Consider the following 19,564-nt stretch of genomic DNA (forward strand, 5'->3'; position numbering starts at 1 on the left):
TTAATTACTCTCCCTCTTTATTTAATAAACTCTTTTATTTCAAATGGATAATGTTTTCTCCACCTGTAAGACGGCTCGCATTCCCTGGTTTTGGCTTACACACTGTCTTGCTCCCAAGGTCGAAATCGACGATTCTAGTCGTGCACCAAGGAAGCATGAAACAGAACATCAGGATGATGGCTGATTCATAAAGCAGGGGACGGCTCAGGAAGAGTCAGGACGGCATCGGATTATGCCAGGATGTTTCAGGACGAAACCAGGGACACCTCCAGGACGGAGAAGAGAGCTCACAAAGGAAGCTGAGCGGGTCACAGATGACCAAGGGATTATAGTCAGGATGACTTAGGATAGCCCGTCAGGATGAAAGTAGGACGATGCGAAGGACAGCCGGTTAGGATAACCGCAGGAAAAGTTTTCAAGGATTGAGCAGGGAGCACTAATGTAGCTGGATTGCTATAAAACGAACCGGGGGCACTGTGAAAACAGTGCCCCCAACTTTTTGTTTTTCGGCTACAAATTCACGCGCTTTAAACCCACGCGTTATAAGACGCTCCTGATTGAACAGGAGCATCTGTTCTTGTCAGCCAATCGCACCCAGCACGTCATCCTGCCCTTGCTTTTTAGGCAGCAGGAAAAGCGTGGCGAAAATATCCAGCAGGTAAATGGCGGCCAACAGGCTAATGGCGGCGGTAAAGGAAACCTGCGAAACCAGCAGGCCGATCACCAGCGGGCCAAAACCGCCCACACCGCGCCCCAGATTGAACAGCAAATTCTGTGCCGTCGCCCTGACGCGTACCGGATACAAATCAGAAATCAGTCCGCCGTAGCCGCCAATCATCCCGTTCACGAACATGCCCATCACCGCGCCGGCAAACAGCATCAGCGTCGGGTCAGAAAGCTGCGCGTAACACACTACCATGATGACCGCGCCAATCTGATAAATCAGGAAGATTTTCCAGCGCGGGAAACGGTCCGACAATACGCCGAACAGCCAGATCCCAAACGTCATCCCCACCACCGTTACCGCAGTCCATAAACCGGATTTTGTCAGGGAGAAACCGAAGTTTTTCGACAGATAGCTGGGCATCCAGATCATCAGCCCGTAATAGCCAAAATTCTGCACGGAGCAGAGGATCAGAATGCCGAGGCTGGCTTTGGTGGTGGCTTTGTCACGAAACAATAATCTGATGCGGCTCAGCAGCGACCCCTTGTTATCAGTGGCCGTGTTTTTGACGAAGGCTTCTGGTTCGCCCATTGTGCGGCGGATCAGGAAAGAAGCCAGCGCCGGTAGCAGGCCTACAAGGAACATCCCGCGCCAGCCGATAATGCCGAGCAACATCGGTGTCAGGAAGGCGGCAAGTAACACGCCCAACTGCCAGCCCATCCCGACATACGCCGATGCGCGGTTACGTTTTTCAACCGGCCACGCCTCGGCAATTAACGCCATACCAATACCAAATTCGCCGCCCAGGCCCACGCCTGCCAGAGTGCGGTAAATGAGTAAATCCCAGTAACCTTGTGCAAAAGCGCACAGGCCGGTGAAGACGGAGAACATCAGAATGGTAAACGTCAGAACGCGGATTCGGCCAAAGCGGTCACTTATCGGGCCGAAAATGACGCCGCCGAGAACGGCACCAATCAGCGTCCAGGTGACCAGCGAGCCACTTTGTGATGATGTTAACCCGAATTCACTGGCGATGGCGGGCAGCATGAAACCAAGGATCAATAAATCGAAGCCGTCCATGGCGTAACCCGTGACGGAAGCCAGCATGGCTTTGGCTGGCGTAGCGTGTGTTTTTTGCGGATGTTGTGAGGACATGTTGACACATCTGTGAAGAAAAAAGTGGCGGTAGTTTGCCCGTATCGGGCTTTTACCGCCACCATGAAAAACTTATAGATTGATTGATAATTTGGATACGATGCAGAAGGTTGGGGCATCCGGCCTTCAATGTTATGCTTTGCGCCCCCGGCAGAAGCTGCCCGGGCCATGAACGAAGAGAGTAACCATGAATACAGAAAAACAGGTTCGCGAGATTTTAGAAGATATCGAACAGGCGATGCGCAACGATAAGCTATGGCATGCCACGCCGCCGGAACCAGAAGCTTTTGAAAGCAAAGAGCCATTTTCGGTGGATACCATGTCCGCCGATCAGTGGTTGCAATGGGTTTTGATCCCACGCATGTACGCGTTGCTGGCCGCTGAAGCCCCGCTGCCTACCCGTTTTGCCATCACCCCCTATTTTGAAGAAGCGATGCCTGAAGCAGCTCTGTTGCTGAACCAGCTGCAACGCCTCGACGACTTGCTCAATATAGAAGACTAACATGCTGGAAATTTTGTATCAGGACGAACATCTGGTCGCAGTGAATAAACCTGCGGGTATGCTGGTTCATCGCAGTTGGCTGGACCGACATGAAACAGTGTTTGTGATGCAAACATTACGCGATCAGATTGGTCAGCATGTTTTTACCGTTCATCGTCTGGATAAGCCGACGTCGGGCGTTTTGCTGCTGGCGCTGTCGAGCGATGTGGCGCGGCTATTGTCTCAGCAGTTTGAAAATCAGCAGATGAGCAAGGTGTACCACGCCGTGGTTCGCGGCTATGTCACTGAAGACGGAACGCTTGATTACGCGCTGACAGAAGAACTGGATAAAATTGCCGATAAATTTACGAATCCGGATAAAGCGCCTCAACCCGCAGTGACCCATTACCGTTCGCTCGCGCAGGTAGAAATGCCGGTCGCCGTCGGGCGTTACAATACAGCCCGATACAGTCTGGTGGAACTCATGCCGGAAACCGGTCGCAAGCATCAGCTTCGCCGTCATATGTCGCATTTACGTCATCCGATCATCGGCGACAGCGCACACGGCGATTTAAAGCAGAATCGCGGTATGACCGAGCATTTCGGCTGTTCCGGTTTGATGCTCCATGCCAGCCATATGCAGTTGCCACATCCGGTGACGGGTGAGTTGCTCAGCTTGCAGGCTCGCTGGGATCATCGCTGGCAAAATGTCGTGAAGCAGTTCGGCTGGCAGGGAAAAGTCCCCGGGCTTGAAAGGGTTGAGTTTGACCCCGCTTACGGTCAGGATAGTGCACAAATTTAAGACGTTAAGATCATACAGGAGTGAAGCTCATGGCTGAAGTCGGAATTTTTGTCGGGACGGTTTACGGCAATGCGTTACTGGTAGCGGAAGAAGCGGAAACCGTGCTCAAAAGCCAGGGGCATGACGTCAAACTGTTTGAAGAAGGCACACTGGAAGCCTGGCAGTATTACCGCCATCATTTTGTGCTGGTGGTGACGTCGACGACCGGTCAGGGCGATTTGCCCGACAGCATCGCGCCGCTTTATGCCGCGATTCGAGATACCGTCGGTTATCAGCCAGAGCTTCGTTATGGCATGATTGCGCTGGGCGACAGCAGCTACGATCATTTCTGTGGCGGCGGTCATAAGCTGGATGATTTATTGCAAGAGCAGGGCGCTTCCCGGATTGGCGAAATGCTGGAAGTTGACGCGATGGAAACGGCTGAGCCGGAAACCGTGGCAATTCCGTGGGCCGAAAAATGGGGCCAGCTGCTGAAATAAGTTATTGCTGAAAATAAGTCAGTCAGGCGCAGCGCAAGGTAATAAAAAAGGTCAGGTTTAAAACCTGACCTTTTTGCTTTATGGCGGTTCGGATTGTGATTAATCAGCGGCCGTTAGTTAGTTTTTCCAGATCGGATTCAATCTCAGAAATTTTATTTGCCACAACGGATTCAAGGTGACGAAGGTCATCAAGAATTTTACGTTTCAGATCCACTTCGACCTGATCGCGCTGACAGATTTGATCCAGCTCATCAATGACATAACGCAGATTCGGGCTGATTTCATGAATTTCTTTATATCCCTGACCCGCATTATCGGCCACGATCGTTTTGCGCTGACGTGGGTATTTGAATTTCACGCTTTTAGCAAAAAATTCGCCTTTGTCTCTGCGGAAATAGATCTTCAGAATATCGTTATTGGCCTCCTGACGCAGGCTGTAACGATCAATATCGTCGGGATTATTAATGCCCAGGCTTTTCAGATTGTCATACATAGCGCCACCTTCGTTTAGGAGAATATCTGTTGATCATAATGAACCAAACAGCGGTCCGAATCGTTGACTGATGACACAATTCGCCATCTGCAAGATAAAAAAATAGCGGGTAATCTTTTTGAATTACCCGCTATTTAATTTTACTCGATGGTGCGCAGTAACTCATTCAGGCCTGTTTTGCCCAGAGTTTTCGCATCCACTTTCTTCACGATAACGGCGCAGTACAGGCTGTATTTACCGTCTTTAGAAGGCAGGTTGCCGGAAACCACGACGGAACCTGCAGGTACGCGGCCGTAGAATACTTCGCCGGTTTCACGGTCGTAAATTTTGGTGCTCTGGCCGATGTAAACGCCCATGGAAATCACAGAGCCTTCTTCAACAATCACGCCTTCAACGATTTCTGAACGCGCGCCGATGAAGCAGTTGTCTTCGATGATGGTCGGGTTAGCCTGAAGTGGCTCCAGAACGCCACCGATGCCAACGCCGCCGGACAGGTGAACGTTTTTGCCGATCTGCGCGCAAGAACCGACAGTCGCCCAGGTATCAACCATGGTGCCTTCATCAACGTATGCGCCGATGTTGACGTAAGAAGGCATCAGTACCGTGTTACGGGCGATGAACGCGCCTTTACGGACTGCCGCCGGTGGCACTACGCGGAAACCTTCACGCTGGAAACGGGCTTCGTCGTAGTCTGCGAATTTCATCGGGACTTTGTCGAAGTAACGGCTTTCGCCACCTTCCATAACCTGGTTGTCGTTGATTCTGAAGGACAGCAGCACCGCTTTCTTCAGCCACTGATGCGTTACCCATTCGCCATCAATCTTCTCGGCAACGCGCAATTCGCCGCTGTCGATTTTGTTGATGACCTGGTTCACGGCGTCGCGCGTTACGCTGTCAACGTTTGCCGGGGTGATGTCCGCACGGCGTTCGAAGGCTTGTTCAATAACGGTTTGTAGTTGCTGCATCCTGTTCTCTTTCCTGAATTGGTTTTAAAAGATAATGGTACTTGTATCACATTTTATCGCCCGGGTTGAGTGCCTCGGTTAATCGGCGTGTGATTTCCTTGCGAGTTTGTTTATCCAGCGCGCGGCGCTCGCCATTGGCCAGAATAAATAAGTCTTCTACGCGCTCGCCGATGGTCGAAATCCTTGCGCCATGTAACGAAAGCCCCAGATCCGAGAAGACTTCGCCGACGCGTGCCAGCAGACCCGGCTGATCGAGCGCGACCAGTTCCATATACGTCCTGCGGTCGGTATGTGTCGGCAGGAAGCTGACTTCGGTCTGCACGCTGAAATGGCGCAGTTTCGGTGACGGGCGTCGCGCACGCGGCGGCTGATAAGCCTGCGTCATCGATTGTTCCAGCGCATAACGGATGGCTTCGTGCCGGTCCTGCGCCAGCGGGCTGCCGTCCGGTTCCAGCACGATAAAGGTGTCCATCGCCATGCCGTCGCGGTTAGTGAAAATCTGGGCGTCGTGGATGCTCAGGTTACGTCTGTCCAGCTCACCGGCTACCGTGGCGAACAGATACGGGCGGTCAGCGCTCCAGATGAATATCTCTGTGCCGCCACGCGTGGCCTGACGGCTGACTAACACCAGAGGTTTGGAAGAGTCATGCTCAAGCAAATGTCTGGCGTGCCACGCGAGCTGATTCGGTGAATGGCGAAGGAAGTAATCGGCGCGGCAGCGGCTCCAGATACGGTGCAGCGCTTCCTCATCGATATTATCCATACGCAGCAACGCCAGCGCCTGTAAGCGGTGATGACGCACGCGCTCGCGCAGATCCGGTGTATTTTGCATGCCGCGGCGCAGCTGTTTTTCGGTGGCGAAATACAGCTCGCGTATCAGGCTCTGTTTCCAGCTGTTCCACAGCGTTTCGTTGGTCGCGCAGATATCGGCAACCGTCAGGCTGACCAGATAACGCAGACGCACCTCGCTCTGCATCTCGGCGGCGAATTGCTGGATTTCGTTAGGATCCTGAATATCGCGGCGCTGCGCGGTGACTGACATCAGCAGATGGCAGCGCACCAGCCACGAGACGAGTTGTGTTTCGCGCGAGTTCAGGCCGTGAAGTTCGGCAAACTCCAGCACGTCCTGCGCGCCGAGAATGGAATGGTCGCCGCCGCGCCCTTTGGCGATATCGTGGAAGAGGGCAGCGATCAGCAGCAATTCAGGCTGCGGCAGGCGCGGATACAATTCCACGCACAACGGATGTTTTGGCCGCGTTTCTTCATGGGCGAAGCTTTCTAATTTTTGCAGAACGCGAATGGTGTGTTCATCAACTGTATAGGCGTGGAAAAGGTCAAACTGCATCTGCCCGACGATTTGCCCCCACTGCGGCATATAAGCCCAGAGAACGCTGTGGCGATGCATTGGCACCAGCGCTCGCGAGACGGCGCCGGGGTGGCGCAGAATCGACATAAAGGTTTCACGCGCCTGCGGGATCATGCACAACGGTTCTTTCAGATGACGGCGTGCATGGCGTAGCAAACGTACCGTGGTGGAGTAAATGCCTTTGATTTCTCGATGGCGAACCATCAACTGAAACATGCTGATGATGGTTTCCGGGCGGTGCTCAAACAGTGATTCATCACGCAGATCGATGAGGTCACCGCGCAGCTGGAAATTCTCATCCAGCGGACGGGGTTTTTCATTCGGCCCGATGGCCAGAATCGCCTCATCAAACAGCTGCAATAACATCTGATTCAGTTCGCCAACCCGGCGGGTCATGCGGTAGAAATCTTTCATCATGCGTTCGACGGGCTGGTTGCCTTCGCCCTGATATTGTAACAGTTGCGCCACGCTTTGCTGTCTGTCGAAGAGCAGGCGGTTATCATAACGTGGCAGCACCAGATGCAGCGCAAAACGAATGCGCCACAGGAAGCTCTGGCATTCAAGTAGTTCGTTGCGCTCGGCTTTTGTCAGGAAGCCAAACGCGACCATTTCATCGAGCGATGTGGCCCCGAAGTGGCGGCGGGCGACCCACAATATGGTGTGGATATCACGCAGGCCGCCGGGGCTGCTTTTGATGTCGGGTTCCAGGCCGTAGCTGGTGCCGTGATAGCGCTGGTGACGCTCTTTTTGCTCGGTAATTTTGGCACGGAAGAAATTTGGCGAAGGCCAGAAACCGTCACTGAAAATGTGTTTTTGCATGTTGAGGAACAAGGCGACATCGCCGCAAATCAGGCGGGATTCGATCAGATTGGTCGCGACCGTTAAATCGGCCAGCCCTTCCAGCAGACATTCCTCCAGCGTACGCACGCTGTGACCGACTTCCAGCTTCAGATCCCACAACAGGGTAATCAGCTCGCCAATGCGCTGCGCCTGCTCATCGTTGAGGCGCTTCTGGCTGAGTACCAGCACGTCGATATCAGACAGCGGATGCAATTCGCCGCGGCCGTAACCACCGACGGCCACCATTGCGGTTTCCGGGATATTGTCAAAGCCGTAAAACGTCCACAGGCGTTGCAGCAACTGGTCAATATAATGCGTGCGTGCATCGACCAGTTCTTCGGCGCGCTGTCCCGCATTGAAAGCTTCTGCCAGCCAGACCTGAAACTGTTCCATGTGTTGCTTGAGGCTCTGACGGTTTAAGTCGTCATCCGGGTAGGCGGAAGGGGAAACAGGCTGTGGCGGGAAAGCGCGGGTGAGTTCCTGCGTCGTTTGCGGCAGCAGGCTCTTTTCAGCAGAGAAATTTTCAATCATAGATGCGCAGCCTATTCCTACACGTTAAGGATAAAAAAACCGGCTTTCGCCGGTTTGATTGACAGATTTAACCCCTCTGCGCCGAGCGGGGAACTGTTAGTCGTGCGTCAGGATAGCCGGGATGGTGTCATCCTTACGCAGCGTCATAATTTCACAACCGTTATCTGTCACCACAATAGTATGCTCGTACTGAGCCGACAAGCTGCGATCTTTAGTTTTTACTGTCCAGCCGTCTTTCATGGTGCGGATACGGTAATCACCGGCATTGACCATCGGTTCAACGGTGAAAGCCATACCGGCCTGTAACACAACGCCACCGTCATCCGCATCGTAATGCAGAACCTGAGGTTCTTCGTGGAAACCTTCGCCGATGCCGTGACCGCAATATTCGCGCACCACGGAGAATTTCTCCGCTTCCACGAATTTTTGGATCTCTTTACCCAGCGTGCGCAGGCGGATGCCCGGCTTGATCATGCGCAGAGCAATGTACAGGCTTTCCTGCGTGATACGGCAAAGACGTTCGCCAAGAATGGTCGGTTTGCCTGCGATGAACATCTTAGAGGTATCGCCGTGGAAACCGTCTTTAATCACAGTAACGTCGATATTGACGATGTCGCCATCTTTAAGGATTTTGTCTTCGCTCGGGATACCGTGGCAGACCACTTCGTTGATAGAGATGCACACCGATTTCGGGAAGCCGTGGTAATCCAGGCAGGCAGAAATGGCGTGCTGTTTGTTGACGATGTGATCGGAACAAATTCGGTCGAGCTCGCCGGTGCTGACGCCCGGTTTAACGTAAGGCTCAATGATTTCCAGCACTTCCGCAGCCAGACGGCCAGCGACGCGCATTTTTTCGATATCTTCCGGGGTTTTGATTGAAATTGCCATGAGTAATCCTGCAGGTTCTGTACATCGGGTGTGCTTTATTTCTGCACCGATGTCGTCAATAATTAGCTGTGGCTTATGGTATCAGCCCTGATATTACCTGCCAAACTATCATTTTCCGGGAAGTCATCCGGTGAACAAAAGTTGCTGCCGGGTCGTTATTTATGGTATAAAGCGCGCCGGCAATCCGCTCTGAGTCTTAACGACGCTGAGGGATTAAAGCCAAAATCACTCATTGTGTACTTATTAACGTAAGTAATAACACACACGTATCGACACATTCGCCGGGGTGCTCTGGGAATTCGTTCTGCAGGGTCGGTGTTATGGGATACGTGGAGGCATAACCCCAACTACTTAATAGAGGTTTTATCATGGCAACTGTTTCCATGCGCGACATGCTCCAGGCTGGTGTTCACTTCGGTCACCAAACCCGTTACTGGAACCCGAAAATGAAGCCATTCATCTTCGGCGCACGTAACAAGGTTCACATCATCAACCTGGAAAAAACTGTTCCAATGTTCAACGAAGCTCTGGCTGAGTTGCAGAAGATTTCTGCCCGTAAAGGCAAAATCCTGTTCGTTGGTACTAAACGCGCAGCAAGCGAAGCGGTAAAAGAAGCTGCACACAACTGCGACCAGTTCTTCGTGAACCATCGCTGGTTGGGCGGCATGCTGACTAACTGGAAAACTGTTCGTCAGTCCATCAAACGTTTGAAAGATCTGGAAGTTCAGTCTCAGGACGGTACTTTCGAGAAGCTGACCAAGAAAGAGGCGCTGATGCGTACTCGCGAATTGGCTAAGCTGGAAAACAGCCTGGGTGGTATCAAGGATATGGGTGGTCTTCCTGATGCTCTGTTCGTTGTCGACGCTGATCACGAACACATTGCAATCAAAGAAGCTAACAACCTGGGTATCCCGGTATTCTCCATTGTTGATACCAACTCCGATCCGGATGGCGTTGACTTTGTTATCCCAGGTAACGATGACGCAATCCGTGCAGTAAATCTGTACCTGAGCGCTGTTGCTGCTACTGTCCGTGAAGGCCGTTCGCAAGATCTGGCTGTTCAGGCAGAAGAAAGCTTCGTAGAAGCTGAATAATAAGGCAAGCTCAGCAGAGCCCTTATTAACCAGGTATTGAAATATGTTGGTTAGGGGGCCTTTATTGGCCCCCTTTGCTTATCTTAAATGCGAGAAATATCTCACCGCAAAAAGCCTTTTTGCACTGAGATAATCGAGGAAAATACAATGGCTGATATTACCGCTGCCCTGGTAAAAGAACTGCGCGAACGTACTGGCGCTGGCATGATGGATTGTAAGAAAGCTCTGGTTGAAGCTAACGGCGACATCGAGCTGGCAATTGAAAATATGCGTAAATCTGGCGCGATCAAAGCGGCGAAAAAAGCAGGCAACGTAGCTGCTGACGGCGTGATCAAAACCAAAATCGAAGGCAACTACGGTGTGATTCTGGAAGTTAACTGCCAGACTGACTTCGTTGCTAAAGATGGTGGTTTCCAGGCTTTCGCTGACAAAGTATTGGACGCTGCGGTTGCAGGCAAAATCACCGACGTTGAAGTGCTGAAAGCACAATTCGAAGAAGAGCGTGTTGCTCTGGTCGCAAAAATCGGTGAAAACATCAACATTCGTCGCGTTTCTTCCCTGGAAGGCGAAGTGTTGGGTAGCTACCTGCACGGCGCACGTATCGGTGTTCTGATCGCAGCTAAAGGCGCTGACGAAGATCTGGTTAAACAAATCGCTATGCACGTTGCTGCAAGCAAGCCTGAATTTGTTAAACCAGAAGACGTGTCTGCTGAAGTTGTTGAAAAAGAGTACCAGGTACAGCTGGACATCGCTATGCAGTCTGGCAAGCCTAAAGAAATCGCAGAGAAAATGGTTGAAGGCCGCATGAAGAAATTCACCGGCGAAGTTTCTCTGACTGGTCAGCCTTTCGTAATCGACCCAAGCAAAACTGTGGGCCAGGTTCTGAAAGAGCACAACGCTGACGTTGTTAACTTCATCCGCTTCGAAGTGGGCGAAGGTATCGTGAAAGTTGAGACTGACTTTGCTGCTGAAGTTGCAGCGATGACTAAACAGTCTTAATCAGTATCTGATACACCTAAAATGGAACCGCTGCGAAAGGGCGGTTCCGTTTTATCCAGCCCCAAATTCCCATTACATTGTGCGTGTGGCCATTCAGACAGCGCTATGATGTAAAGACCGACTATCCATTAAGACACATTGCTTCTAGGACAGACACCATGGCTACCAATGCGAAACCCGTTTATCAGCGTATCCTGCTCAAACTCAGTGGCGAAGCCCTGCAGGGCAGTGAAGGTTTTGGTATCGACGCGAGTGTATTAGATCGTATGGCTCAGGAAGTGAAAGAGCTGGTCGAACTCGGCATTCAGGTAGGCGTTGTGATCGGCGGCGGTAACTTGTTCCGCGGTGCGGGTCTGGCGCAGGCTGGCATGAATCGTGTTGTAGGCGACCATATGGGTATGCTGGCGACTGTCATGAATGGTCTGGCGATGCGTGACGCGTTACACCGTGCTTATGTTAACGCACGTTTGATGTCCGCAATCCCTTTGAACGGTGTTTGTGATAATTACAGCTGGGCTGAAGCGATCAGCCTGTTGCGTCATAACCGCGTGGTGATTTTCTCCGCCGGTACCGGCAATCCTTTCTTTACCACCGACTCAGCAGCGTGCCTGCGTGGTATCGAAATCGAAGCCGATGTGGTATTAAAAGCCACCAAAGTCGACGGTGTTTATTCCGCCGACCCGGTGAAAAATCCGGAAGCGACATTGTACGAAAAATTGACCTATCAGGAAGTGCTGGAACAGGAATTGAAAGTGATGGATCTGGCGGCGTTTACACTGGCCCGCGATCACAATCTGCCAATTCGTGTTTTCAACATGAACAAACCGGGCGCACTGCGCCGAGTGGTGATGGGTGAAAATGAAGGGACGCTGATTTCTAACGCGGAGTGATCCTTCACAATTGAACATACCGTTCAGCCAGCCTGTGCTGGCATAAGTATTCACGGACTATACTGATGTTATGGTCTGCCAGGTAACCAGCTTTCAAGGGTTCACAACGTGATTAACGAAATCAAAAAAGACGCTGAAATCCGTATGGATAAATGCGTTGAAGCATTCAAAACGCATATCAGCAAAATCCGTACCGGTCGTGCTTCTCCAGGCATCCTGGATGGCATCATGGTCGATTACTATGGTTCATCTACACCACTGCGCCAGCTGGCTCAGGTAACGGTTGAAGATTCCCGTACTTTGGCTATTTCCGTATTCGACCGCTCTATCAGCGCGGCTGTGGAAAAAGCGATCATGACATCTGATTTGGGTCTGAACCCATCTTCTGCGGGAGCGACCATCCGCGTTCCATTGCCAGCACTGACAGAAGAGCGTCGTAAAGACCTGATCAAAGTTGTTCGTGGCGAAGCAGAGCAGGGCCGTGTTTCTGTGCGTAACGTCCGCCGCGACGCTAACGACAAAACCAAAGCACTGCTGAAAGATAAAGAAATCAGCGAAGATGAAGATCGCCGTTCTCAGGACGATATTCAGAAACTGACTGACATTTTCATCAAGAAAATCGACGTTGCGTTAGCTGAAAAAGAAACTGAGCTGATGGATTTCTAATCCGGCTATGTCTCTCACAAAGCGCCGCAATTGCGGCGCTTTGTTTTTAAGTGGCCTCCAATTCTTTTATCTGTCTGCACAATCTCATGGACAAGCCCGATAAGAGGTTTCAGACTGTGCACTTTCCGAATTTACGAGCGTTATCCCGGGCATTTTCATGAAACAAATGACTATTCTTGGTTCGACAGGATCTGTCGGCACCAGCACGCTTTCCGTTGTCCGGTCTAACCCTGACGCGTTCTCTGTTAAGGCTCTGGTTGCGGGCCGCAATGTCGACGTTATGGCCCAGCAATGTCTGGAGTTTCGTCCGGCCTATGCGTCGATGGCGGATGAGTCTTCTGCGCGCAAATTGCGGGCAATCTTGTCGGAACAGGGAATCAACACTGAAGTCCTGTCTGGCCCGGATGCGGCAATCGAACTGGCGGCGCTGGATGATGTCGATCAGGTGATGTCTGCCATTGTCGGCGCTGCGGGGCTGTTACCGACGTTGTCTGCCGTTCGTGCGGGCAAACAAGTTCTTCTGGCAAATAAAGAATCCCTGGTGACCTGCGGCCGCATTTTCATGGATGCCGTGCGTCAGAGTCAGTCTCAGCTTTTGCCTATCGACAGCGAACACAATGCGATTTTCCAGAGTTTGCCTGAATCCGTTCAGAGACAACTGGGCTATGCTTCACTCGAGGAACACGGGATTTCGCGCATTGTGCTGACCGGTTCCGGCGGACCATTCCGCGAATTACCTTTAGATCAATTCAGCCGCGTGACACCGGAACAGGCATGCGCTCATCCGAACTGGTCAATGGGACGCAAGATTTCTGTCGACTCTGCCACGATGATGAACAAAGGGCTGGAGTATATTGAAGCGCGCTGGCTGTTTAATGCGTCAGCCGCCGAAATGGAAGTAATTATCCATCCGCAGTCGGTTATCCATTCTATGGTTCGCTACCGTGACGGCAGCGTACTGGCTCAGCTGGGCTCACCGGATATGCGAACGCCCATTGCGCATGCCATGGCGTATCCCCGCCGTGTGGCGACTGACGTTGAAGCACTGGATTTTTGTAAGATGGGCGCACTGACGTTTAGCGATCCGGATTACGCGCGTTATCCTTGCCTTCAGCTTGCTATCGAAGCCAGCAATACCGGGCAGGCGGCCACTACCACGCTGAATGCAGCAAATGAAATTTCAGTGGCGGCTTTCCTGAATGGCGAGATTCGTTTTACTGACATTGCTTCACTGAATCGTCAGGTTATGGAGCAGTTAGTGAGCGCCGAACCGACGTCTGTTGAGGAAGTGTTGGAGATTGACGCTCGCGCACGTGCATCGGCAAAGGATAAACTTCCTCAGTTTGCGCGATAAGACCGGTTTAGTGCTTATGCAGCAGTTTGTTAGCGCCACATTGAAATGGTATAGTCTGCGCCACACTGACAGTAGATTTGGCTTTTCTGAGCCTGAATGTTAAAGGTGAATCGGTGATCTGTCAGTGTAAGCCGTGCCTGTAAGGGAGACACGGCTTTTTTGCGCGTGTTGCCGCACCCTCGGTAAAAGGTGCAGCGTCAGCTAAACGTTGTAGCGTGAGCCATATCAGGCTTATGTCAGCTGGAAAGCCGTTGTGTTCTGATAAAAGGAAATGAGTACGCGTTATGTCCCTCGAAAATCAACAGATGTCTGATATGTGTTGCTCTCAACCTCGCCATGTTGCCATTATCATGGACGGCAACGGACGCTGGGCAAAACGTCAGGGTAAAATGAGGGTATTCGGTCATAAAGCGGGAGTGAAGTCAGTGCGTAAAGCGGTAAGCTTTGCTGCCAGTCATCACCTTGATGCGCTCACGCTTTATGCCTTTAGCAGTGAAAACTGGAATCGTCCGGCTCAGGAAGTTTCCGCCTTGATGGAGCTGTTCGTTCGTGCGTTAGACAGCGAAGTTAAAAGCCTGCATAAACACAATGTCAGGTTGCGGATCATTGGCGATGTCAGTCGTTTTAGTGCTCGTCTGCAGGAACGCATTCGTCGTTCAGAAACACTTACTCAAAATAACGACGGTCTGACCCTGAACATCGCTGCAAATTACGGTGGCCGGTGGGATATTATTCAGGGCGTGAAGACGCTGGCCGGGCAGGTTGAAGCCGGTACATTGCGGGCAGAGCAGATTACAGAAGAATTGCTGAATTCAGCGGTCTGTATGAGCGAACTGGCACCCGTCGATTTGGTGATCAGAACCGGTGGGGAACATCGGATCAGTAACTTTTTGCTGTGGCAGATTGCCTATGCGGAGCTCTACTTTACCGATGTCCTCTGGCCTGATTTTGATGAAAACACCTTTGAAGGTGCGTTGACCGCGTTTGCACAGCGAGAGCGCCGCTTCGGGGGGACTACACCTATCGGCGCCGATGCGTCCTAGGGAGAACATTTGCTGAAGTATCGCATTATCACAGCTTTGATTTTAATACCGATAGTTATTGCAGCACTCTTTTTGCTGCCGCCGGTGGGTTTCGCCATTGTCACCTTAGTGGTGTGCATGCTGGCCGCGTGGGAGTGGGGTCAGCTCGCCGGGCTTGCAACCCGTAGTCAGCGTATCTGGCTGGCGATACTGTGTGGTTTTCTGTTAGCCGCCATGATGTTGAGCATTCCGGCTTATCATCAGAGTGTTTACTTACCACAGGTTAGCGGCTCGCTGTGGGCAGCGCTGGCGTGGTGGTGTCTGGCGTTAGTTCTGGTTGTTGCGTATCCGGCTTCCGCTGCATTCTGGCGTCATTCGCGCGTGTTGCGTGTGCTGTTTGGCGTACTGACGATTGTGCCGTTCTTCTGGGGCATGGTTGCGTTGCGTCAGTACGGTTATGCTGAGAATCCTCACACAGGCGCGTGGTGGCTGTTATATGTCATGCTGCTGGTCTGGGGTGCTGATTCCGGTGCTTACCTGTTTGGTAAGTTGTTCGGTAAGCATAAACTGGCACCAAAAGTTTCTCCGGGGAAAACCTGGGAAGGGTTTATCGGTGGGCTGGTGACATCTGCCCTGATAGCCTGGTTGTTTGGCCGGTATGCACCTTTGAGCGTGCAGCCAGCAACGTTATTGATTTGTTCTGTGGTTGCTGCGCTGGCTTCTGTGCTGGGCGACCTGACGGAAAGTATGTTCAAGCGTGAAGCCGGAATCAAAGACAGTGGTCATATGATCCCGGGTCATGGCGGAATATTGGATCGCATTGACAGCCTGACTGCTGCGGTTCCTGTATTCGCCTGTCTGATGCTGTTAGTGTATTAACCGTCGCAGACGGTGAAGTTTTCTAAGGAATAGTTGGACATATGATGAACATACTCTGGAGCCTGGCCGCCTTTATCGTTGCATTGGGGGTGCTTATCACCGTGCACGAGTTCGGCCATTTCTGGGTTGCTCGTCGTTGTGGTGTGCGTGTTGAACGCTTCTCTGTTGGTTTCGGTCGTGCATTGTGGCGTCGCACCGATCGCCAAGGAACGGAGTATGTGCTGGCCATTATTCCTCTCGGGGGCTACGTCAAAATGCTCGACGAACGCGTCGAGGCTGTAGCCCCTGAATTTCGTCATCAATCCTTTAATAACAAAAAAATCTGGCAGCGTGCTGCTATCATCAGCGCCGGGCCAATTGCCAATTTTATCTTTGCTGTTTTTGCATACTGGCTGATCTTCGTGATTGGTGTGCCGACCGTGCGTCCGGTTGTTGCAAATGTCACTGCAAATTCAATCGCTGCGCAATCCAATATTTCTCCGGGAATGGAACTAAAGTCTGTTGCCGGTATCGAAACGCCTGATTGGGATTCAGTTCGTATGGCGTTGATTGGCGAGATTGGTGATGATCAAACGACAGTGGGAGTTGCGCCTTTTGGCTCCAATAATGTTGTTGAGAAAACACTGAATTTACGTCAGTGGCAGTTTGATCCTGAAAAGCAGGATCCGGTGGTCTCTCTGGGTATGATTCCACGAGGTCCGCAGATAGAATCTGTCTTGCAGGAAGTGCAGCCAGATTCAGCCGCGCAAAAGGCGGGTTTGCAAGCCGGAGACAGGATCGTTAAAGTCGATGGTCAGATTCTGGAAAGTTGGCAGTCGTTTGTCATTCAGGTGCGTGACAATCCGGGCAAGCCAATCAGTCTGGAAGTTGAGCGGGGTGGTTCTCCCGTCGCTTTAACACTGACGCCGGATACGAAGTCTGCAGGTAAAGGCAAAATACAGGGTTTTGCTGGTGTGGTCCCGAAAGTGGTGCCGCTGCCTGATGAATACAAAACAATCCGTCAGTATGGTCCGTTTGTGGCGTTTTATGAGGCCGGGGATAAAACCTGGCAACTGATGAAACTCACCGTGAGCATGCTGGGTAAGTTAATTACCGGGGATGTGAAGCTGAACAATCTGAGTGGCCCAATCTCCATCGCACAGGGCGCAGGAATGTCAGCGGAGTATGGTTTGGTGTCTTACCTCACGTTTTTGGCACTCATCAGTGTCAATCTGGGGATCATCAACCTCTTCCCGTTACCGGTATTAGATGGTGGCCACCTGCTGTTTCTTGCAATAGAAAAGCTCAAAGGTGGGCCAGTTTCCGAGCGAGTTCAGGACTTCAGTTACCGCATTGGTTCAGTTTTGCTGGTGTTGTTGATGGGGCTTGCACTTTTCAATGATTTCTCCCGTCTTTAAGACCGGAGATTAGGTTAGGAAGAACGCATAACAACGATGGCGATCAAAAAGTTGCTCATAGCGTCGCTGCTGTTTGGCAGCGCCACCGTATACGGTGCAGACGGTTTCGTAGTGAAAGATATTCATTTCGAAGGCCTGCAGCGAGTTGCCGTCGGTGCGGCGTTACTCAATATGCCGGTTCGTGTCGGTGATACCGTTACTGACGATGACATCAGTAATACCATTCGCGCATTGTTTGCCACTGGCAACTTTGAGGACGTTCGTGTCCTTCGCGATGGTGATTCTCTGATTGTCCAGGTCAAGGAACGTCCAACGATTGCCAGCATCACTTTCTCCGGTAATAAATCGGTGAAAGATGACATGCTGAAACAAAACCTGGAAGCCTCTGGCGTCCGCGTTGGCGAAGCGCTTGACCGTACAACCATCGGCAGTATTGAAAAAGGCCTGGAAGATTTCTATTACAGCGTCGGTAAATACAGTGCGTCGGTAAAAGCGGTTGTGACCCCTTTACCGCGTAATCGTGTTGACCTGAAACTGGTGTTTACCGAAGGTGTTTCTGCCAAAATTCAGCAGATCAACATCGTGGGTAACCATGCCTTCTCGACTGATGAACTGATTTCCCGCTTCCAGTTGCGCGATGAAGTGCCTTGGTGGAACGTGGTCGGTGACCGTAAATACCAGAAACAAAAGCTGGCGGGTGACCTTGAAACCCTGCGCAGTTTCTATCTGGATCGCGGTTATGCCCGTTTCAACATTGATTCGACTCAGGTCAGCCTGACGCCGGACAAAAAAGGCATCTACATCACGCTGAACATCACAGAAGGTGAGCAGTACAAACTTTCTGGCGTTGAAGTTACCGGCAGCATGGCGGGTCACTCAGCTGAAGTTCAGAGCCTGACTAAAATTGATAAAGGCGAGCTGTACAACGGCGCTAAAGTCACCAAGATGGAAAACGACATCAAGCAGATGTTGGGCCGTTATGGCTATGCCTATCCGCGTGTGACTACTCAGCCTGAAATTAACGATGCAGACAAGACAGTAAAACTGCATATCAACGTAGATGCGGGTAACCGTTTCTATGTGCGTCATATCCGTTTCGAAGGCAATGACACCAGTAAAGACAGCGTTCTGCGCCGTGAAATGCGTCAGATGGAAGGTGCCTGGTTAGGTAATGATCTGGTCGATAAAGGTAAAGAGCGTCTGAACCGTCTGGGTTACTTCGAAACTGTTGATGTGGATACACAACGCGTTCCGGGTTCACCGGACCAGGTTGATGTGGTCTACAAAGTGAAAGAACGTAACACCGGTAGTTTCAACTTTGGTGTCGGTTACGGTACTGAAAGTGGTGTCAGCTTCCAGGTTGGTGTCCAGCAGGACAACTGGCTGGGTACGGGTAACTCCGTAGGCATCAGCGGTACGAAAAATGATTACCAGACGTACGCAGAATTCACGATCACAGATCCGTACTTCACCGTTGACGGTGTGAGTCTGGGCGGTCGTATTTTCTATAACGACTTTAAAGCGGATAATGCGGACCTGTCTGACTATACCAACAGAAGTTACGGTATTGGCGGCAACCTTGGTTTCCCTGTCAATGAGAACAACTCATTGCGTCTGGGGCTGGATTACGTACACAACGATCTGTCCAATATGGAACCCCAGATCGCGATGTTCCGTTATCTGAACTCTGTGGGCCTGAAACCTGCGGTAACGACCAGCGATAACTCAGATGCTGATTTCAGTGCTGATGACTTCTTCGTGAATCTGGGCTGGGGTTATAACAACCTTGACCGTGGTTACTTCCCGACGTCAGGGACCAAAGCCAGCCTGAACGGTAAAGTGACCGTGCCGGGTTCAGATAACGAATATTATAAAATCACTTTCGATTCAACCAGCTATATGCCGCTGAATCAGGATCGTGATTGGGTACTGATGGGGCGTGCGCGCGCAGGTTATGCGGATGGTCTGGGCGGCAAAGAAGTGCCGTTCTATGACAACTTCTATGCCGGCGGTTCAAGCAGTGTTCGTGGTTTCCAGTCGAACACCATCGGTCCGAAAGCAGCTTATTACAAATGTACTACGGCTAATACCTCGTACAGCACCTGCCCGATTGATAATTCGAGCGATGCAGTGGGCGGTAACGCAATGGCCATCCTGAGTGCGGAACTTATTGTTCCAACTCCGTTTGTTAGCGAGAAATACGCTAACTCATTGCGTACGTCTCTGTTCGTGGATAGCGGTACAGTCTGGGATACAGGTTGGGAAAACACGCCGCAAACTATTGCAGCGGGTGTGCCTGATTACAGTAAGCCTGGCAACATTCGTGTGTCTTCTGGTCTGGCGTTGCAGTGGCAGTCTCCTTTGGGGCCGCTGGTGTTCTCTTACGCACAGCCAGTTAAGAAATACGAAGGCGACAAAGCGGAACAGTTCCAGTTTAACATTGGTAAAACCTGGTAACGTTTTGTCTGCAAAGCGTTTATTCAGCAGAATCGCAATGGCCTGATGCTGGATTTGATACACGGGTTTCGGCCCGTGTATTGTTTTAATGTCGGGTGTTTTGTGTAATTTACTGTGCCATCTGGCACAAACGGGTGATGGA

17 protein-coding genes are annotated in these 19,564 nt (G+C 51.5%); 12 read left to right on the forward strand and 5 right to left on the reverse strand.

The window, feature by feature from the left end; all coding sequences use genetic code 11:
• Positions 1 to 580: 580 nt before the first annotated feature.
• Positions 581 to 1,819, reverse strand: coding sequence for an MFS transporter (locus tag M2403_RS20295; RefSeq protein WP_152326516.1), 1,239 nt, complete (start codon positions 1,817 to 1,819; stop codon positions 581 to 583).
• Between the two features lie 187 nt (positions 1,820 to 2,006).
• On the opposite strand from M2403_RS20295, the gene M2403_RS20300 reads away from it, so the two are divergent.
• The 3 genes from M2403_RS20300 to M2403_RS20310 are packed head-to-tail and all read left to right on the forward strand — an operon-like array spanning position 2,007 to position 3,581.
• Positions 2,007 to 2,321 carry a YqcC family protein gene (locus tag M2403_RS20300; RefSeq protein WP_152326517.1) on the forward strand — a complete coding sequence of 105 codons (315 nt, stop codon included), beginning with the start codon at positions 2,007 to 2,009 and terminating at the stop codon, positions 2,319 to 2,321.
• Position 2,322: 1 nt separating this feature from the next.
• A complete protein-coding gene (gene truC / locus M2403_RS20305) occupies positions 2,323 to 3,102 on the forward strand; it encodes a tRNA pseudouridine(65) synthase TruC (protein ID WP_152326518.1) in 780 nt (259 codons plus the stop codon).
• A 29-nt stretch (positions 3,103 to 3,131) separates the two neighbouring features.
• On the forward strand, positions 3,132 to 3,581 hold the full coding sequence (locus M2403_RS20310; RefSeq protein ID WP_104924619.1) for a flavodoxin: 450 nt from the start codon (positions 3,132 to 3,134) through the stop codon (positions 3,579 to 3,581).
• A 103-nt stretch (positions 3,582 to 3,684) separates the two neighbouring features.
• Here the strand turns inward: M2403_RS20310 and M2403_RS20315 are convergent, their stop codons facing one another.
• The 4 genes from M2403_RS20315 to map form a co-directional block, all read right to left on the reverse strand.
• Complete coding sequence (locus M2403_RS20315; RefSeq protein WP_013574189.1) at positions 3,685 to 4,074, reverse strand: DUF3461 family protein; 390 nt, start codon at positions 4,072 to 4,074, stop codon at positions 3,685 to 3,687.
• Positions 4,075 to 4,214: 140 nt separating this feature from the next.
• The gene (gene dapD, locus M2403_RS20320) at positions 4,215 to 5,039 is read right to left on the reverse strand and encodes a 2,3,4,5-tetrahydropyridine-2,6-dicarboxylate N-succinyltransferase (RefSeq protein ID WP_152326519.1); all 825 of its coding nucleotides are present in this window, start codon (positions 5,037 to 5,039) and stop codon (positions 4,215 to 4,217) included.
• A 46-nt stretch (positions 5,040 to 5,085) separates the two neighbouring features.
• Positions 5,086 to 7,776 (reverse strand): bifunctional uridylyltransferase/uridylyl-removing protein GlnD, encoded by a 2,691-nt coding sequence (gene glnD, locus M2403_RS20325; protein WP_152326520.1) that lies wholly within the window; start codon positions 7,774 to 7,776, stop codon positions 5,086 to 5,088.
• A gap of 96 nt (positions 7,777 to 7,872) precedes the next feature.
• The gene (map, locus tag M2403_RS20330) at positions 7,873 to 8,664 is read right to left on the reverse strand and encodes a type I methionyl aminopeptidase (RefSeq protein WP_152326521.1); all 792 of its coding nucleotides are present in this window, start codon (positions 8,662 to 8,664) and stop codon (positions 7,873 to 7,875) included.
• Between the two features lie 368 nt (positions 8,665 to 9,032).
• On the opposite strand from map, the gene rpsB reads away from it, so the two are divergent.
• The 9 genes from rpsB (at position 9,033) to bamA (ending at position 19,422) form a co-directional block, all read left to right on the forward strand.
• Positions 9,033 to 9,758: a 30S ribosomal protein S2 gene (gene rpsB, locus M2403_RS20335; protein WP_152326522.1), complete on the forward strand. Its 726-nt coding sequence runs from the start codon at positions 9,033 to 9,035 to the stop codon at positions 9,756 to 9,758.
• A gap of 147 nt (positions 9,759 to 9,905) precedes the next feature.
• Positions 9,906 to 10,757, forward strand: coding sequence for a translation elongation factor Ts (gene tsf / locus M2403_RS20340; RefSeq protein ID WP_152326523.1), 852 nt, complete (start codon positions 9,906 to 9,908; stop codon positions 10,755 to 10,757).
• Between the two features lie 158 nt (positions 10,758 to 10,915).
• Positions 10,916 to 11,647 carry a UMP kinase gene (pyrH, locus tag M2403_RS20345; RefSeq protein ID WP_101079218.1) on the forward strand — a complete coding sequence of 244 codons (732 nt, stop codon included), beginning with the start codon at positions 10,916 to 10,918 and terminating at the stop codon, positions 11,645 to 11,647.
• Positions 11,648 to 11,755: 108 nt separating this feature from the next.
• Positions 11,756 to 12,313 carry a ribosome recycling factor gene (gene frr, locus M2403_RS20350; protein ID WP_152326524.1) on the forward strand — a complete coding sequence of 186 codons (558 nt, stop codon included), beginning with the start codon at positions 11,756 to 11,758 and terminating at the stop codon, positions 12,311 to 12,313.
• A gap of 157 nt (positions 12,314 to 12,470) precedes the next feature.
• Positions 12,471 to 13,667 carry a 1-deoxy-D-xylulose-5-phosphate reductoisomerase gene (gene ispC, locus M2403_RS20355; protein WP_259230706.1) on the forward strand — a complete coding sequence of 399 codons (1,197 nt, stop codon included), beginning with the start codon at positions 12,471 to 12,473 and terminating at the stop codon, positions 13,665 to 13,667.
• A 284-nt stretch (positions 13,668 to 13,951) separates the two neighbouring features.
• Entirely contained in the window at positions 13,952 to 14,710 is a 759-nt protein-coding gene (gene ispU / locus M2403_RS20360) for a (2E,6E)-farnesyl-diphosphate-specific ditrans,polycis-undecaprenyl-diphosphate synthase (RefSeq protein ID WP_095923213.1), read from the forward strand.
• Between the two features lie 9 nt (positions 14,711 to 14,719).
• Positions 14,720 to 15,568, forward strand: a complete 849-nt coding sequence (gene cdsA / locus M2403_RS20365; RefSeq protein WP_152326526.1) for a phosphatidate cytidylyltransferase — start codon at positions 14,720 to 14,722, stop codon at positions 15,566 to 15,568.
• A gap of 41 nt (positions 15,569 to 15,609) precedes the next feature.
• A complete protein-coding gene (gene rseP / locus M2403_RS20370) occupies positions 15,610 to 16,965 on the forward strand; it encodes a sigma E protease regulator RseP (protein ID WP_152326527.1) in 1,356 nt (451 codons plus the stop codon).
• A gap of 36 nt (positions 16,966 to 17,001) precedes the next feature.
• Entirely contained in the window at positions 17,002 to 19,422 is a 2,421-nt protein-coding gene (gene bamA, locus M2403_RS20375; RefSeq protein WP_165061770.1) for an outer membrane protein assembly factor BamA, read from the forward strand.
• Positions 19,423 to 19,564 lie beyond the last annotated feature (142 nt).

The sequence above is a fragment of the Rahnella sp. BIGb0603 genome (assembly GCF_024808755.1).
Classification (GTDB): Bacteria; Pseudomonadota; Gammaproteobacteria; order Enterobacterales; family Enterobacteriaceae; genus Rahnella; species Rahnella contaminans.

What these genes read in the sequence shown, in the direction of transcription:
- rseP (WP_152326527.1), top strand. Translation starts at nt 15,610, where the DNA reads ATGATGAACATACTCTGGAGCCTGGCCGCCTTTATCGTTGCATTGGGG.
- M2403_RS20300 (WP_152326517.1), top strand. Translation starts at nt 2,007, where the DNA reads ATGAATACAGAAAAACAGGTTCGCGAGATTTTAGAAGATATCGAACAG.
- pyrH (WP_101079218.1), top strand. Translation starts at nt 10,916, where the DNA reads ATGGCTACCAATGCGAAACCCGTTTATCAGCGTATCCTGCTCAAACTC.
- M2403_RS20295 (WP_152326516.1), bottom strand. Translation starts at nt 1,819, where the DNA reads ATGTCCTCACAACATCCGCAAAAAACACACGCTACGCCAGCCAAAGCC.
- dapD (WP_152326519.1), bottom strand. Translation starts at nt 5,039, where the DNA reads ATGCAGCAACTACAAACCGTTATTGAACAAGCCTTCGAACGCCGTGCG.
- ispC (WP_259230706.1), top strand. Translation starts at nt 12,471, where the DNA reads ATGAAACAAATGACTATTCTTGGTTCGACAGGATCTGTCGGCACCAGC.
- M2403_RS20315 (WP_013574189.1), bottom strand. Translation starts at nt 4,074, where the DNA reads ATGTATGACAATCTGAAAAGCCTGGGCATTAATAATCCCGACGATATT.
- map (WP_152326521.1), bottom strand. Translation starts at nt 8,664, where the DNA reads ATGGCAATTTCAATCAAAACCCCGGAAGATATCGAAAAAATGCGCGTC.
- bamA (WP_165061770.1), top strand. Translation starts at nt 17,002, where the DNA reads ATGGCGATCAAAAAGTTGCTCATAGCGTCGCTGCTGTTTGGCAGCGCC.
- ispU (WP_095923213.1), top strand. Translation starts at nt 13,952, where the DNA reads ATGTCCCTCGAAAATCAACAGATGTCTGATATGTGTTGCTCTCAACCT.
- M2403_RS20310 (WP_104924619.1), top strand. Translation starts at nt 3,132, where the DNA reads ATGGCTGAAGTCGGAATTTTTGTCGGGACGGTTTACGGCAATGCGTTA.
- truC (WP_152326518.1), top strand. Translation starts at nt 2,323, where the DNA reads ATGCTGGAAATTTTGTATCAGGACGAACATCTGGTCGCAGTGAATAAA.
- rpsB (WP_152326522.1), top strand. Translation starts at nt 9,033, where the DNA reads ATGGCAACTGTTTCCATGCGCGACATGCTCCAGGCTGGTGTTCACTTC.
- glnD (WP_152326520.1), bottom strand. Translation starts at nt 7,776, where the DNA reads ATGATTGAAAATTTCTCTGCTGAAAAGAGCCTGCTGCCGCAAACGACG.
- tsf (WP_152326523.1), top strand. Translation starts at nt 9,906, where the DNA reads ATGGCTGATATTACCGCTGCCCTGGTAAAAGAACTGCGCGAACGTACT.